This is a genomic window from Photobacterium salinisoli (genome assembly GCF_003614885.1).
GTDB lineage: Bacteria > Pseudomonadota > Gammaproteobacteria > Enterobacterales > Vibrionaceae > Photobacterium > Photobacterium salinisoli.
In genome coordinates, this window is sequence record NZ_QZMS01000011.1 from 1,148,493 (window position 1) to 1,163,121 (window position 14,629).

Below are 14,629 nucleotides of genomic sequence, written 5' to 3' on the forward strand. Positions count from 1 at the left end.
GCTAAAGTGTCTGTCCCGATAATACTCCTCCAGCATGATTCATCTCTCTGTATTTGAACGCTTTATCTCTTAAGAAATACCCTCATTTAAAGCGTCCCTATCTATACTGGTTTTATGGCCACCCAAAGAGGTAAGGACAAGATGCAGCACGAGCAGCAAACTGCAGGGATAACTGGATGTGAAGAATGCGGCTTGGTGGTTGCGCTGCCTGTGTTAGAACCGGGACAGCGTGCATGTTGCCCGCGATGTGGGCATTTACTGATGAAAACTATCAAACACCCTCAGCAGCGGACATTGGCTTACGGCATTGCTTGTCTGGTTATGCTGGTACTGAGTGTCAGTTTTCCTTTCATGTCCTTCAGTGTGCAAGGTATTGAGCAAGAAATTACCCTGATGCATTCTGCTCAGATGCTCGCTCAGTTCGAGAACAGTTTATTGGGCTTGTTACTGTTAATGACAGTTGTCATTTTACCTGCCTGTTATATCACCTCGGTGTTATATCTGTATTGGGTAAGTGCTGAACATGGAAAAATTGATAGTGATAGTGTCAGCCACAGAGTCAAAAGTTTGTGCCGGCTGACTCTTCGTATAGAACCCTGGCTGATGGTGGATGTTTTCCTGATAGGCATTCTGGTCAGTCTGATCAAAATTGCTGCGCTGGCAGATGTCGGGCTGGGGATGTCATTCTGGGCATTTTGCCTTTATACAGTGTTGATAGTGAAATGTGTCGCTATGGTCGACAGAACCTGGCTCTGGCTGCAGTTTGCGCCTATGGTGCCATTGCCGGAAGTAAAAGCGGGCGACAGCCACCATTCACGTAACCATATTTCCTGCCATACTTGCGCGCAGCTAAACCCTGTTACTGATCAACACCATCAAAGGTGTATTCGCTGCGGTGGGAAGCTACACCCTTATCAACCTGCTAAAAACCTGCAATATGCCTGGGCGTTATTGCTGGCTTCAGCTGTCTTTTTATTTCCGGCAAATCTGTATCCGATGATGTACACGGTAAGCTTAGGAAAATCGGAAGGTTCAACCATCATTGGTGGGGTTGTCCTGCTCTGGCACCACGGATCCTATCCTATCGCCATGGTAATTTTTCTCGCCAGTGTGGTGATCCCTCTGGTGAAGATCTTTGCACTTGGATGGCTTTTTTTTGCGGCAGCACGAAAGAATGACGATGAAGACAGAAAAGCTATTCGGCGTTTAAGGCTATACAGGTTGGCTGAGTTTATTGGCCGGTGGTCGATGATTGATATTTTTGTTGTAGCACTGCTTGTTGCTTTGGTGCAGTTACAGAATTTGATGGCGATTTATCCGGGGCCGGCAGCGTTGTCTTTTGCTTCGGTTGTCATACTGACCATGTTAGCAGCGATGGTGTTTGATCCGCGTGTTTTCTGGCATAACGCGTTATCAGGAGAAAAAACAGACCCGCCAACAAAGCCTGAACAAGGTGCGAACACGACCATTATTCAGAAGGAATCCCATTCATGAGCGAGCAAACGCCGCCAAAGGCTGAAGTCAGTCAGATTCGACAGTTATCACTGATATGGCTGGTCCCGATTGTTGCTGTATTGATTGGCTTTTGGATGCTGATACAGTTTTTGGCCAGTAAAGGTCCAGAAGTAATACTTAAGCTCAATACTGCAGAAGGCCTTGAAGTGGGTAAAACTGAAATCAAAGCGTTGAATGTCAAAGTAGGTGTTATTACCAATGTAAAGCTCAGTGATGATTACAATTCAATTTTAGCGACAGCCCAGATGGATAAAGACGCTGAAAGAATGTTGAAAACCGACACGCGGTTTTGGGTGGTGAAGCCGCGCATCGGCAAGGAAGGGATCTCCGGGTTAGAAACCTTATTATCCGGCGCGTATATTGAGTTGCAGCCCGGCGTGAAGAATGAAGAACAGCGAACATTCACTGTTCTGGATATCCCCCCGGTTGCACCACTGGATGCGAAAGGATTACGTTTGATCCTGACCCACAATGAGGCAGGAAAGCTCAGCGTTGGTGATCCTGTTCTTTACGAAGGGTTTACTGTCGGTCGGGTGGAGCAGGTCAGCTTTGATACTCAATCCAAAAAAGCCAATTATCAGCTTTTTATTTTTGAACCTTATGACGGCTTGATTCGGAAACGCACCCGGTTCTGGTTAACCTCTGGTGTCGAACTGAATATGTCTGCTGAGGGTTTTAATCTGAAAATCGGTTCGGTGGAATCGCTCATCACAGGGGGAGTGAGTTTTAACATTCCGCAAGGAGCTGAACCTGGCGAATTGATCACTAAACAACTCAGCCGGTTTCGGCTTTACAACAATCAAAATGAAGTACGGGAGCGTTTTTATGATCAGTACCTTGAATATGTGTTGCTGTTCGACGAATCGGTTCGTGGTTTAAGTGAAGGGGCGCCGATTGAATACCGTGGGATCCGCATTGGTACTGTGTCCAAAGTGCCCCTGCGTTTACCCAACCAAGCCCGCGGCTTTTCTAATCAGCAAATTCCGGTTCTTGCCAGATTGGAACTCACGAGAGTGCAGGAGTATGTAGGTACTGAAAACCTGCAGACGTTACAGGAAGAGCTCAGTCATCAGTTTCGGGAAGGCTTACGTGCTTCATTGAAAACAGCTAATTTCTTAACCGGGCAATTAATGGTGGATGTGGAGTTTTACCCGGAAGAGCCGGATCCCAGACTGCTGACCTATCAGGAGTATGATGTTTTCCCCACCAAAGCCGGTGGATTTGCAGAGATTCAGAAACAGGTCGCTTCGCTACTCGATAAGCTAAATAATCTGCCTGTGGAAAACACCCTCAATGGGCTGAATCAGACACTGGTCGCGACTGAGCGTACATTGAAAGCCGCTGAGCAGGCTGCAAAAAGTGTGAATGTGCTGCTTGCACAGCAGGATACCAAAGCCATACCAGCCGAGCTGCGAAACAGCTTGACTCAAATTCAGGCAACGTTAAACAGTTACGGTTCTGACGGGGCGACTTACCGTAATCTCGAACAGGTGCTGATACGGTTTGAGCAGGTGATGAAAGAGTTGCAACCGGTACTGAGACAAGTGAACGACAAACCTAACTCGCTGATTTTTTCGGACAGTAAAGGTAAAGACCCGATACCTGCAGCAGGAGTACAATAATGAATTTTCGTCGCTATTTACTATCTGCCGTCTGGCTGGCCGGGTTGGCATTGACAGGTTGCAGCAGTCAGCCTGAAGAATCTGATATTACGACTTATTTGTTGCCTCAGTCGCCTGAGCAATCGGTGCCTGCATTGGTCACACAACAGCCAATATTAGTGGTATCACCGGTTGAGATGGCGCTGCATTTAACGGGTACAGGGTTAGTTTATCAAACCAGTCACACAGCTGTGGTCCAGGCGCAGCAAAATCTGTGGGCCGAAGATATTACCCGTCAACTTACACGTCGTATTAACGGCGATCTGCGCCTGAAGCAGTCACGTTACTGGCCGACAGAGTTATCGGCAGCGATAAAAACGGTCAATGTGCCCAAACTGCAAGTCAGGGTAAATGCTTTTAATGGTCATTTCAGTGGTTCAGCGTATTTTACTGGTGAGTGGATCTTAACCGGACAAACCGGAGACCTGAAAACTGTGCAGCCATTCAGTTTTCAGGTCCCTTTAAAAGAGCCAGGGTACAGTGCGCAGGTGGACGCCTTGTCGGAAGCGGTGAACCGGCTTACCACTCAGATCGCTCAGCGTTTGTCAGCTGTGACTTTGTATTCCGGGGAGCGCAGCAGCCTTTAACGTTGTTGCAATCGGTAATACCCGTTCATCCAGCACTCAGGCAGTCCTTCACCAGACGGGAAAGCCAGGTGTTGTTTGTCCATCGAGACAGGATCAGCCAGATCTTCACCGGATTGAAACTGTACAGTGACATGGCGTTTAAAGGGGTTGGTGAGTGAGGCCATGTCTACCACATCAACCAGATCCCCGGTTTTCGCTTCTTTCAAAAACATAGTACCAACCTCCAGCAGTCATCAGGTCTTGGAAGGGGTACTCTAATTATGGTCGATTTTATCTCTGGCGTGGAAAAGGACGATTTTTAATGGATCAGTATTATTGGGGCATAGATTTAGGAGGCACAAAAGTGGAGTGTGTAGTGATGGCACGCTCAGATGATCGCTGCGTACTTCGTGAGCGCATTCCCAGCCAGGCTGACAAAGGTTATACGCATCTGCTACAACGAATAAAGTTGCTGGTGGATAGCTGTGCTGAGCAACTGGGTTGCTACCCGAATGCGATTGGCTTTGTTACGCCTGGTGCGTTGGATCCTGCAACTGGCGTAATGAAAAACTGTAATTCCACGGCGTTAAATGGCCAGCCATTGGATGCTGATTTGGCTGAGTTACTGAATGTGAAAGTCAGGCTGGCTAACGATGCAAACTGCCTTGTGCTTGCAGAAACGCAATTAGGTGTGGTTCAGCAAGTGAGCCCTGATGCTGACGTTGTTTTTGGCATTATCATGGGAACTGGGGTGGGCGCCGGAATTGTCGTTAACGGCAAAGTCATTACTGGCTTGCATGGCATAGCCGGTGAGTGGGGACACAATGTTATCGAACCGCAAGGTCGGGCTTGTTATTGCGGAAAATTCGGTTGCCTCGAAACCGTGATATCCGGGCCGGGTTTGGAGCAGGCTTATCATGTCAGGACCGGTGAGTACTTATCTTTGAACGACATCATGCACCTGGCTAAGCAGGGCGATGTGGATGCAAGGTATGTGGAGGAGCGATTAATTCACTACTTTGGACTGGCTGTTGCGCAGGTGATTAATATTTTGGATCCCGATGTGATTATCGTCGGCGGTGGTGTTGGCAATATAGACAAGCTATACGATGAGGGCAGGCAGGCAATAATGCCGCATTTATTTAATTCAGTGTTAAAAACGCCTGTTGTGAAACCGATTTTAGGGGACAGTGCAGGCGTTTTTGGTGCTGCGATGTTAGTGAAATAAGCAAATTGGTTTCTGTCTGACAGTAAGATAAAAGCATGTATTAAGATATCACCTACTCACCTTGTAAGAGATATCTCACAATGGCGTGGGAGATTACGTTTATTTCACTGCTGTTAATTCTCGCGTGAAATAAAATAATCTTTATCATTCAATCTGATAGGTTAAATTACTGAGTTGTTGCTTTAATTGACATGTAAAGTGTGATCTCCGTTCGTTGCGCAGAATTCTGAATCGAGTAATCTGTACCGCGTCGGAAGGAACTGACGGAACGGAACAGGAACAGGCCACGGAGTTTGGCAGTCTCAGGATGAGACAGGTGCATCAGGAAGGTGTATCGACAAGGACTGTGAAGGGAACAATCGGATGGATTCGATACGGTAGGTAGGATGCTTACTGGTCAGGATGACATAAGGACCACTTCAGGAAGAAGTAAGGGACACCTCCAGGAAGGAGAAGAGAGTTGTAACAGGACGTTGCAATGGGTCAGGGTAAGACCAAGTGGAACACCTCCGGGATGGAGATTTAGGGAAACGCTGAAGGATACAGCAATATCAAGGAATGATGCAGGGAGCACATTAGTAGCTGGATTGCTGCAAGTAAGACCTAAGGGCGCAACGAAAGTTGCGCCCGCTCTTTTTCTACCCAGAAATTTCTTTATTCGGAAGAACGCCTGTCACCCCGCCACAATCTGCGGTTTCTGCTTCATACTGACAATCAGCATATAAACCGCCGTGCTAGCTAAAGCAACAAAGAAGAAGTTGTTCAGTCCGTGCTCCTGCTCCAAAAAGGTACCGGCGACCAACGGGCCGGCAACAGAACCGAAACTGTAGCTGAAGAGCATGATCTGTGTTGCCGATACAATCACTGACGAATCAAGCTCATCACACGCCAGTGAGATTGCAATTGGGTACAACGCAAAAGAAGACATACCCAGCAGCGCCAAACCCACCACCATAATACTGTAACCGGGAATAAGGCTCATTAGTCCGGTTGCAAAAATACCTAACAGACAGGCCGCTGCCATCAGCAGGGTTTTACTCATCTTACAGGATAACGCGCTGACAACAGGCTGAATGGCCATACCACCCAGAACGGTCGAAGCCATTAAGCCGCCGATTTGCTCTGCTGTCAGATTTTGCATCTGCAATGAAATGGGTAAAAGACCGTATAAAGAGCTCATGACAAAACCAGAGACGAAACAACCCAGCACCGCGGGTTTGCTCAGAGCAAATACCTGGCGGGCAGACAGGCTGATGTGTTGTTCGCAAGCCGGCTGTGATTGCTTGCAGGCCAGTGCGGGTAAAGTTGCCAGAGCGATCAAAACCAGAATACTGACAAAAGGCAGCAATCCTTCCACACCAATGAAGCCAATGCCAAACTGTCCCAGCGTGCCGCCGCCGTACAGGGCTGTCATGTATAAACCCAGACGCTTGGCTCGTTCTTTTTTGTTATCACCAATCAGTAGCCAGGACTCAACGACCACAAAGATTCCTGCTACAGCAATACCGGCAATAAAGCGTGCAATCAGCCAGGTTAATTGCTCAGGGACTATCGGCATAATGACAATTGTGACTGCCAGCAGTGCCAGAAAGCTGACAAAGGCAATTCTGTGCCCGACACGAGCCACCACCTTTTCGACTAGCAATGCACCAATCAGTAACCCTAAATAGAACGTACTTGCCAGCCAGCTTGCCAGAGATGCTGGCAAAGAAAAAAAACTTAACGTCAGTGGGATCAGGCTCATTAGATAACCTGATGCAATAGCAAAAATCGCCAGGCCGGCAACCGGTACAAAAATACCGCCGGACTGACGCGTAGCAGTGATATGACTCACTACAGTAATCTCCAAATTAAAGGGTGCAGGCCTTGCAGGGGAGCCGTTTGGGTCAACAGCTTTGAGGTGACCTGCGCAAAGACGTTACAGGCAGCGCCTGTGTATATTGCGCAGAATATGGACTGAAAAACGGTGAAGGTAAAATGAGAAAAAGTAATATCCAAAGTCGGTTTTTCTAACACATATTATATAGAAAACTGGCTATTTAGAGCTGTTAGTGTTTAATCTGGTTAAAATGGTGTTAACTATAATATTAGTTGTTATTATTCATATGCTTATAATTATAAAAAGTGGGGATTGGTCAACTATTTAGACGTGTAAATATTTGTTGTCTATCAAATGCTTGTGGTTAACTTTTAACCAGTAATGGGCTGACAGCATAAAATAATTTCTTTTTTGTTTATTTGTCAGCATTAGCCTCGTGAAAAGAGGCCCGGTAGTTCTTTTTGGTGCAAAGATTCACTTATCCAGTGCAAATTTTTATGGTTGTTTTTGGATGACAGGCGGAAGGAATTGCATCGATTTATTTAAAATCAACGACTTATAAAGTTGGCACGATGTGTGCTTTATTATGAGCAGGCTGTGGTGGTGAACACTTGTAATCTTGCAGGTCACTGATTACAAGCGATCTCCAAGCCACTGCAGACTACTGAGTGTAGGTACATTTTGTCGATGATTGACTGTGGTGCTGTTCCGCGTAGCGGGGGAACAGTGCCTTTTTTTTATGCGCAGTTTTCAGTAAGCTATTGATTAATAGTGCGTCAAATTTTACCGCGTACCAGCTAGTGTATCAAGATGTGTCCCAGTTGGAGAGCCTTAATTTTCATAATTCAAGCAAAATCAATGACTTATGCACTCTGGTCTAAATCTAAAAAATAACTTTAAAATCAATGAATTACGATAATTCGATAGACTTGGCTCACATAGCCCTATCTTGCCTTATTTACACAATTTCAACTCCTTAAGAATTTCTTAAAAGCTTGTCAGCCTCACCCCCTTACCCCTGAGCAACTCTTCCACATATCTGTAAAAACAATGAATAAAGCCCCTGTACGGCATCCTAAGAGGATATCTCTGATTGCCCCTGTCACACTATGTGATTTTTTATTGATCTCTTAAAATTGATTACAGGGGATTCTGTGAGGTTTCTGTAATGAAGGTCACAGTGTGTTTAAGGGGCTAGTGTTAAATTTAAAGGTTAATGTTTGAGATTCAGTGAGGGCAAATGAGCGAAGAGCAGCAAGTAGCAGGTGGAAGTAAGATTCTGGCAATATTCGAAATATTCGCACTTTTAATCAAATTGCTCATAGCTGTTACGAGTGCTTTGGTTAGTATTTCTATACTGGGGGCAATTCTGGATTGGTGGGATTGGTCAGAGGCTTTCAACTTTATAGTCACTATGTATGCATCGATCTACAAGTTCTTTAGTCGAGGTGACCCTGCTTAGTAGGGAGCAAAAAAATACCCTGATTGGCTAACCAGTCAGGGCTTCTTATGATTCATGTTGTAGTTCATTCACCAAGTAGACGATACAAAGTTGCTCTACCAATTTTTAGTTGTTTTGCAGCTTGTGCTTTCGATACTCCAGCTTCCAAAAGGTTGATAACATCTTCTTTGGTTGCTCTTGCTCTAGGTCTCCCTAAATGCTTTCCAGCGGCCTTAGCTGCTTCAATTCCTTCTATCTGCCGCTCTCGGATTAGCTCTCTCTCCATTTGAGCTACAGAGGCCAAGATACTTAGAACGCCTTTCTGAGCTGCACTCATAGAGCCATCAAAACGCATTCCTTCTTTGTGGAATTGAACAGAGACACCTTTCTCATTCATCCTCTCCACCAGTTTTACAGCGTCTCCTGCGCCACTCCTACACACCCTATCCAAGCTGTGAATGTGTAGTGTATCGCCTTCGCGAAGGTATTCGAGACATGCATCAAGCTGAGGCCGATCAATAGTTTTTGCGGAAACCTTTTCACTAAAGACTTTATCTAGTGTCACATCTGCTAGCTGTCTATCTGTTGACTGTTCTGCTGTGCTGACCCTTACATAACCTACATTTGCCATAACTCAATCCGTCTCAAAACCCTTAAGATATTTTGAGTCTAACTGTCTTAAAACTAAAAATCAAAGGTTTTGATACAGTTGGTGAGACGGTCTCTAAAGGTATGCTTTTGGGACAGGTTAAGCCAACTGGGGAGTGTTTGAGGTTATGCGGCAAGGATATGCGGAAATCCTGAGATACCTACCAAAGACCGTAAGGGGTAGCTTAATACCCAACACCAACAACAGTAAAACCAAAAGGTTACTTGAAAAATTTGGGGGAAATTTTAGAAAAACAAAATGAAGCTCAGTAAATTTTGGGGGGAGTTGGGAAGATTACCCTCGGTAGCTGTTGTACATGGTCTCTAACGTTTCTTCAGGTAAATCCAAAAACTTCCTAGCATGTAATAACCATAACTTAAATGGATTATTCTGGGCGAACTGACGTAGTGAGTGGCTGGTGATAAACTCCATACCTGAATCACTGTCCAGAAGCGTTCCGGAGGATGTGATAGACGCGCCTTGAAGTGACTTGTAGGTGTCTGTTTCTATAACCTCAGATGATTTCCCTCTAGATTTCAATACTGATATATATGCATCAACATTATTATCAAGATTGCTTTTGCTGGTATCAGTCTGAAAATATTTAGGATTTTTTGGGTGTGGTTCCCCGTTACTCAAAAATGCTTCAATTTTCTTTTCTAGTTGACTTCTGTAATCTTTCACTAGTTTATCTCCTTTAATAGTTCGTCTAGTAGGTCATCTTCCCTTGCTTTCTCAGCCACCAGCTCTGCATGGTTTCTGTCAGAGATTTCTTTTCGGGCTTTAACAGATGTCTGGAGAGATTTGATAGCATCCTCTCTAGCCAGATTAAACTCGTTAACATAATCACGGTAGTCTGCAACCCCTGCTTCCCGGATAGCTGCAATTTCCTCTGACTGCATTTCGTCAGACTTGATAAGAGAGTAGTCTGTGATTGGGTTCACATTGGCTTGCTGTCTGCGAGCCTCAACACGAAAGCCAGCTAGAATGAGTTCTTGTAAAAGAATCACCTTTTGATAAGCGTTTGAGCCTGTGATAAGTATGCGGGGAAATCCTTTCAAGTCTTCAAAAGTAGGGTGATAGTCGGAGGTAGATTCTAAATTGATACGCTTCACTTTCTGGCGATACTCACGTTCGATGAATCTATCTGCATAATCCTTTGCTGATTTATCTGTAAAACGTTTTGAAGGCATTAGTTTTCCATTTTGAATCAGGTGGATTTGCTGGTGTCTAACCGTGAAGGTTGTGTCAATCATGTTCTTCATGAGGTCACCTGAAATCTTTCTTGAAATGCCTTCTCAGAGCTTCTTTGAGCTTCCTTTTCACGCATCATTGCTCTGCGCTCGTTCTCAGCTCTGTCACTCGCTTTCAAGGCTGCTTGTCGCTGTTTATACTCGTTTGCCGCGTTCAACCTATGTTCGAGTAGTCGGAATCCTTCCTCTAAGTTATCTGCATGAATTAACATGAAATTCTCTTCCTGAAATGCTGCCGCAAGTGCTTCGTTTGAGTTGGTATACTTCATGTTCTCTTTGAAAAATCTTGCATACGTGCTTGAGCTTTCTCGGTCACTGATTAACTGATTATGAGAGAGTAACCCTTTGTTTCCAGATAGTTTAAGTCTGACTGTGTTCATAAATGTTGTCTCCTATGTTGAGTTGATGTAGGAGTTCTATTTTTCTCAGCTCTGGAAGAACTCAATGAAGAACCAGAGGCATCCAGATTGAATGCAGGAGATTTCCAATTGCCATGGCTTCGCACTTAGAAATTAAAATGTGATACACATCTAAAAGCCCCTGTAAACGATTCCGGGAGGTTTTTCTGTGAATCTGGTGGAAACTATACCCTTAGGGGTTGAATTGCTTAGAGGGGTGTACAGGGTGATTTAGGGGGGTATCTGTGAGTGGCTCTTTAGTTTAGTGAATGTCACCGAATATTAACCTGCTGTACTCGTAAATCCCTTTGTCTGTTTAAGCTTCCCATTAATGACGTTACTCATGTTGCTACCTCGGATACCAAACTCTTTAGTGAATTTATGCAGGTTATCAGTGATATAGAGCAACCCAGATGGTCCAGTAATACGGTGAATTGCATCTGGATTTTTCTGATTTCCATAAAACAGGAATTTGGTAAGTTTGTCAGAATGGGTCTTGTCATAATCAACAAGGCTTTGAATTAATTGGTCTTTGTTTATCATGTGTTCTCCTTTTTGAGTTAGAAGAATCCTTTGAAAAACCTGTTTAGAATCGTTAAGGAGATTTTTGAAGGCGTAGTAAGCCTAAACAGGTTTGTCAGAAGATTCTTCAGTTTGTTGTTAGGGGGTTGTTGTTTGAATCACTGCGAACAGTGGGAGTGAAAGAACTTGCTTGGGGAAGGTAAGACTTAACCTTTAAGAGGTTATCTTTAAGATATTTGATAAGCATCTATAAGTATTATTCAATAGAACTTACAAAATATGAAAGAAAACGAATAAACCAAATAGAAACAAAATCAAGTGTTTCTTAAAACTCTCTCAAATATCTTTATAATACAATAAAGTTTATCACAAAATCTGGAAAAAGTCAATAGTTTCATAGGTGATTCTTAAAAAAACACAATAAAAATATCCTTATTTCGTGATTTTTATCACTATATTCTGGTTTTTGATGGTTTAGAAGATATTTTTAAGGTCATTTATTAGGCCTCTTTCAGGGGAGTCTGCAACCACTTCTAATTGGTTAGATTGGTGATTCCAATCCATCAAGCTTAAAAGTGGGCTGTATAATCCCTATTAGGGGCCTCAATCACCAATCACAGCGAGATATGAGCCCATAATAGCCCCTGAGGGGCTCTGTAAGTCATTCTGAGGGGTTTTCTTGGTTATTTGATGTCAGTGTTCAGGTTTTGGTTAAAGTTGCTTAGAGTGGCTTGCGGAGGCTATTCTAGGTAGCCGGATAACTCTATTATTTTCTTGTGGTCATCCCAGTTCCAAACTTTATTTGAATTTTCAATCAAGAAAATTGACTCAATAACAATCAATAAACCACTTGAATTTAAATTTAAGGGATGTAACTGGTTAGCGAACTCGGTTACGTAATCGTTTAACTCATAAGTTTTTCCCACTTCAGAAGAATCTATTGCTATCAACTCCAAGCATCTTTGAGTTAGGCCCTCATAGGTTTGACTCCTAATAGCTAAGGGTGTCTGGCCATTAAAGCTAGAAGTAGTCATATTTGCTTTAGATGTAGACCTTGAACTAAACCGAGTGTCATCTTTATCAAACTCAATTAACCCCATCAAAAGTATGGGTACTGAAATGCTTTGATTGATTGTTGGATTCTTTAAAAACATGTTATTTGCGACTCTTAAGCACGCTTCAAATCTGGCAATTAACTGGTCTAGGTCTCTTAATCCTAATCCGGCACTTTGAGCAGCATATGAGATGTGCAACGCAAGGGATGTGCCATCATCAGGAAACTTGGGATATAGATTAAGGTTCTGTTGGTACTCTGAGAAATCTGGTGCTTTTGCAAGGACATATGACTCAATGTCAGGTTCCGGCAAAACTGCTTTTCTGTCAAAGAACCTCTTTAGGTAACGGGTAGAATCAAAATCATTACCGTAGATTGCTCGAATCGAGTGGCAAAGTTGCTCTGTGTCCGTTGCAACCACAAAGACAAAGCTTTTAGTCGTGAAGAAGTGCTTTATAACCTCCAACATTTCTACAGCGTAGCTGGGACGGCATCTGTCGAGTTCATCGACCAGAACTACTACCGGAATGTTGGTATTTAAATTCTGTTTCAGTACCTCAGCCAACTGGCTTAGAGTCCTTCTGACTTCTTTGATTGCTTCAACTTGTTGATGGTGACCTTCCTTGACTTTCTTCATCAGGTGCTTAGGGTCAACCTCATCATCACCGAGCAAGGTTTTAGCTACTTCAACCGTTGTAGTGGAATCATCAAGATACTTCTTACCTAAGTATCCAGCAGCACCTATGATACTTCCTTTAACTAGTTTTCCGAGGACTCGTGAAGCGCTACTGAAATCTTGACCAATGTTTGAGTTTAACTTCTCAAGCTGAAGAAGAAGCTCGCTAGCAACTACGGACAAGGGATTATCACTAAAATCAGATTCCCATGCATCAATGTAGATGGTGGGGTGGTTTCTATTGATTAGCTCTGTGTAGAATCTCTGAAGAAACTCTGTCTTTCCTGTTCCCCAACTACTGTCTAGGTTTAGGACAAAGCCATCTCGCTCGCTGCATACATAATCAGCCAAAAACTCTCCGAATTGTTTTCTGTTCAATAAACAGTTATCGAAGGTTTTGTCTTTCAACCAATCTTTGTGTTTTACCGTATCAGTATTGATAGAAGGCATGTATCAGAAGTCCTTTTCAGTTGAAGTTGATTTTATCAATCACTTCGTTTTTCAGTAGTTCTAACTGGTCCAACGGTTTTGTGTGTACGTACCTGTCAGTTATCCCAAGGTTTCTGCTATGACCAACAACCACCTGCACAAGTTCTTTTGAAAGACCTTGTGTGATAGCCTGCGTGATGAAGCTGTGACGGAAGGAATGGAACACTTTGTCATAGCCATCTTCGTCTTGTTTGGGAATTCCTAGACTTTTCAGGATTTTACTCAGGTGTCGGTAGATAGTGTTTTCTTTAGCTTCAATAGGTGGTAGGTCTAAAACCCCCAACTCAATCAGCCTCGGATGAATAGGGATAACCCGAGTAGCATTATGTGTCTTACCTTTTTCTACGAAGAAATAGTGAATCCCGGTTGCTTCATCTTTTCTGGCACCATCTTTCAAAAAGGATGAAATTTCAGCTAGTCTAGCTCCTGTATATATGGCAAGAAGTATTGACCATTTTTTGTACTGTGATTCTTCGGATATAACGTGGTTTTCTAGCTTCTTAATTTCTTCCGAGCTATAGGCGGCGTATCTACAATCATCAACCTCGATGCTTAATCCTTCGGTTATCGACCTATCATACACATCATTTTTCTTATAGAGGAAAGCATTAAAGAAACTTTGAAGAAGCTTGAGGTAGCCCTCAGCTGTGGATGCTTTAATCTGTTGATTTGGTTGAATATCTTCTACAGGAATCTTCAGTAGTTCTTCTATAGATTTTCTGTGGAACCGACCTTGATTAGCTTTTGGGAGTTGTGCATAACGGGATAAGCTTTCACGCAAAGTACGTTTTGTGATTGTTGCTACGTCGACATCGCCCCAAAGGGCCACCATAAAAGCATAATGTTTCTGGAATTCTCTCCCTTTGCCAGATGTGGTGTCGTATCCCTTATCTTTAACAAAGTCCGTCCAAGCCTGTGACAAAAGATAAGGCTCTACCTGTTCAGGTGTCACAGTTGTTGTTGTGATAGGTGTAGATTTCTCAGGAACTAGTTTCTCAGCATGTTCTAACAGTTCATCGAAGTCCTTTGTGTGGCCTCTGAAAAACCTTTCAGTGCGAGCTTCTACAAGCCTCAAGAACAATGAAGCAAAGTCACGTGCCTCTTTCTTTACTGAGCTTGGTTGAGCTTCTGTGACGCCTGAAAAATCGAATAACTGACCATCTTGTAGGCAAGTTCTGACATCATCTTCATAGAAGCTGTACCTGTCATAATGGTGTTCAGTTTCAGACTTCCGTCTGTACGAACTTGAAGCATCATCCAGAATTTGAAAATCAGTTAATTCTTCATACAGAGCTAAGAGGGTACTTTCACTGGTGTCTTGTTTCATATTTTTTAGTCTTCCAATGATTCTTAATTTC

Annotated in this window: 13 protein-coding genes; 4 read left to right on the forward strand and 9 right to left on the reverse strand. The window is 43.6% G+C overall.

All coding sequences use genetic code 11. The features are described from left to right. Positions 1-141: 141 nt before the first annotated feature. From D6M16_RS16490 to D6M16_RS16500, 3 genes are read left to right on the forward strand one after another with little or no spacing between them, the layout of a single operon-like run. Complete coding sequence (locus D6M16_RS16490; protein ID WP_120512901.1) at positions 142-1,494, forward strand: paraquat-inducible protein A; 1,353 nt, start codon at positions 142-144, stop codon at positions 1,492-1,494. Beyond that, on the forward strand, positions 1,491-3,137 hold the full coding sequence (gene pqiB / locus D6M16_RS16495) for an intermembrane transport protein PqiB (protein ID WP_120512902.1): 1,647 nt from the start codon (positions 1,491-1,493) through the stop codon (positions 3,135-3,137). Before D6M16_RS16490 ends, pqiB begins: the two co-directional genes overlap by 4 nt. Continuing rightward, positions 3,137-3,763, forward strand: a complete 627-nt coding sequence (locus tag D6M16_RS16500) for a PqiC family protein (RefSeq protein ID WP_120512903.1) — start codon at positions 3,137-3,139, stop codon at positions 3,761-3,763. Before pqiB ends, D6M16_RS16500 begins: the two co-directional genes overlap by 1 nt. Here D6M16_RS16500 and D6M16_RS16505 read toward each other — a convergent pair. Further along, positions 3,760-3,975: an acetyltransferase gene (locus D6M16_RS16505; RefSeq protein ID WP_120512904.1), complete on the reverse strand. Its 216-nt coding sequence runs from the start codon at positions 3,973-3,975 to the stop codon at positions 3,760-3,762. The two genes, D6M16_RS16500 and D6M16_RS16505, sit on opposite strands and share 4 nt — an antisense overlap. 89 nt (positions 3,976-4,064) lie before the next feature. Here D6M16_RS16505 and D6M16_RS16510 point away from each other — a divergent pair, with 89 nt between their 5' ends. Beyond that, positions 4,065-4,970, forward strand: a complete 906-nt coding sequence (locus D6M16_RS16510) for an ROK family protein (RefSeq protein ID WP_120512905.1) — start codon at positions 4,065-4,067, stop codon at positions 4,968-4,970. Between the two features lie 673 nt (positions 4,971-5,643). Here D6M16_RS16510 and D6M16_RS16520 read toward each other — a convergent pair. The 8 genes from D6M16_RS16520 to D6M16_RS16560 all read right to left on the reverse strand — a co-directional run bounded on the left by D6M16_RS16520 (position 5,644) and on the right by D6M16_RS16560 (position 14,598). Beyond that, positions 5,644-6,804: an MFS transporter gene (locus D6M16_RS16520; protein WP_120512907.1), complete on the reverse strand. Its 1,161-nt coding sequence runs from the start codon at positions 6,802-6,804 to the stop codon at positions 5,644-5,646. Positions 6,805-8,315: 1,511 nt separating this feature from the next. Then, the gene (locus D6M16_RS16530; protein WP_120512909.1) at positions 8,316-8,861 is read right to left on the reverse strand and encodes a recombinase family protein; all 546 of its coding nucleotides are present in this window, start codon (positions 8,859-8,861) and stop codon (positions 8,316-8,318) included. Positions 8,862-9,173: 312 nt separating this feature from the next. Next, a complete protein-coding gene (locus tag D6M16_RS16535) occupies positions 9,174-9,563 on the reverse strand; it encodes a hypothetical protein (RefSeq protein WP_120512910.1) in 390 nt (129 codons plus the stop codon). After that, positions 9,563-10,144, reverse strand: a complete 582-nt coding sequence (locus D6M16_RS16540; protein WP_120512911.1) for a hypothetical protein — start codon at positions 10,142-10,144, stop codon at positions 9,563-9,565. The genes D6M16_RS16535 and D6M16_RS16540 overlap by 1 nt, the downstream gene beginning before the upstream one ends. Next, a complete protein-coding gene (locus tag D6M16_RS16545) occupies positions 10,141-10,512 on the reverse strand; it encodes a hypothetical protein (RefSeq protein ID WP_120512912.1) in 372 nt (123 codons plus the stop codon). Before D6M16_RS16545 ends, D6M16_RS16540 begins: the two co-directional genes overlap by 4 nt. A 300-nt stretch (positions 10,513-10,812) precedes the next feature. Further along, positions 10,813-11,073, reverse strand: coding sequence for a hypothetical protein (locus tag D6M16_RS16550; protein ID WP_120512913.1), 261 nt, complete (start codon positions 11,071-11,073; stop codon positions 10,813-10,815). A gap of 719 nt (positions 11,074-11,792) precedes the next feature. Continuing rightward, positions 11,793-13,232: a KAP family P-loop NTPase fold protein gene (locus tag D6M16_RS16555; protein ID WP_120512914.1), complete on the reverse strand. Its 1,440-nt coding sequence runs from the start codon at positions 13,230-13,232 to the stop codon at positions 11,793-11,795. A 16-nt stretch (positions 13,233-13,248) separates the two neighbouring features. Beyond that, the gene (locus tag D6M16_RS16560; protein WP_162941079.1) at positions 13,249-14,598 is read right to left on the reverse strand and encodes a tyrosine-type recombinase/integrase; all 1,350 of its coding nucleotides are present in this window, start codon (positions 14,596-14,598) and stop codon (positions 13,249-13,251) included. Positions 14,599-14,629 lie beyond the last annotated feature (31 nt).

Coding starts and splice junctions, on each gene's coding strand:
- D6M16_RS16550 (WP_120512913.1), bottom strand. CDS start 11,073: ATGATAAACAAAGACCAATTAATTCAAAGCCTTGTTGATTATGACAAG.
- D6M16_RS16555 (WP_120512914.1), bottom strand. CDS start 13,232: ATGCCTTCTATCAATACTGATACGGTAAAACACAAAGATTGGTTGAAA.
- pqiB (WP_120512902.1), top strand. CDS start 1,491: ATGAGCGAGCAAACGCCGCCAAAGGCTGAAGTCAGTCAGATTCGACAG.
- D6M16_RS16505 (WP_120512904.1), bottom strand. CDS start 3,975: ATGTTTTTGAAAGAAGCGAAAACCGGGGATCTGGTTGATGTGGTAGAC.
- D6M16_RS16545 (WP_120512912.1), bottom strand. CDS start 10,512: ATGAACACAGTCAGACTTAAACTATCTGGAAACAAAGGGTTACTCTCT.
- D6M16_RS16490 (WP_120512901.1), top strand. CDS start 142: ATGCAGCACGAGCAGCAAACTGCAGGGATAACTGGATGTGAAGAATGC.
- D6M16_RS16510 (WP_120512905.1), top strand. CDS start 4,065: ATGGATCAGTATTATTGGGGCATAGATTTAGGAGGCACAAAAGTGGAG.
- D6M16_RS16560 (WP_162941079.1), bottom strand. CDS start 14,598: ATGAAACAAGACACCAGTGAAAGTACCCTCTTAGCTCTGTATGAAGAA.
- D6M16_RS16530 (WP_120512909.1), bottom strand. CDS start 8,861: ATGGCAAATGTAGGTTATGTAAGGGTCAGCACAGCAGAACAGTCAACA.
- D6M16_RS16500 (WP_120512903.1), top strand. CDS start 3,137: ATGAATTTTCGTCGCTATTTACTATCTGCCGTCTGGCTGGCCGGGTTG.
- D6M16_RS16540 (WP_120512911.1), bottom strand. CDS start 10,144: ATGAAGAACATGATTGACACAACCTTCACGGTTAGACACCAGCAAATC.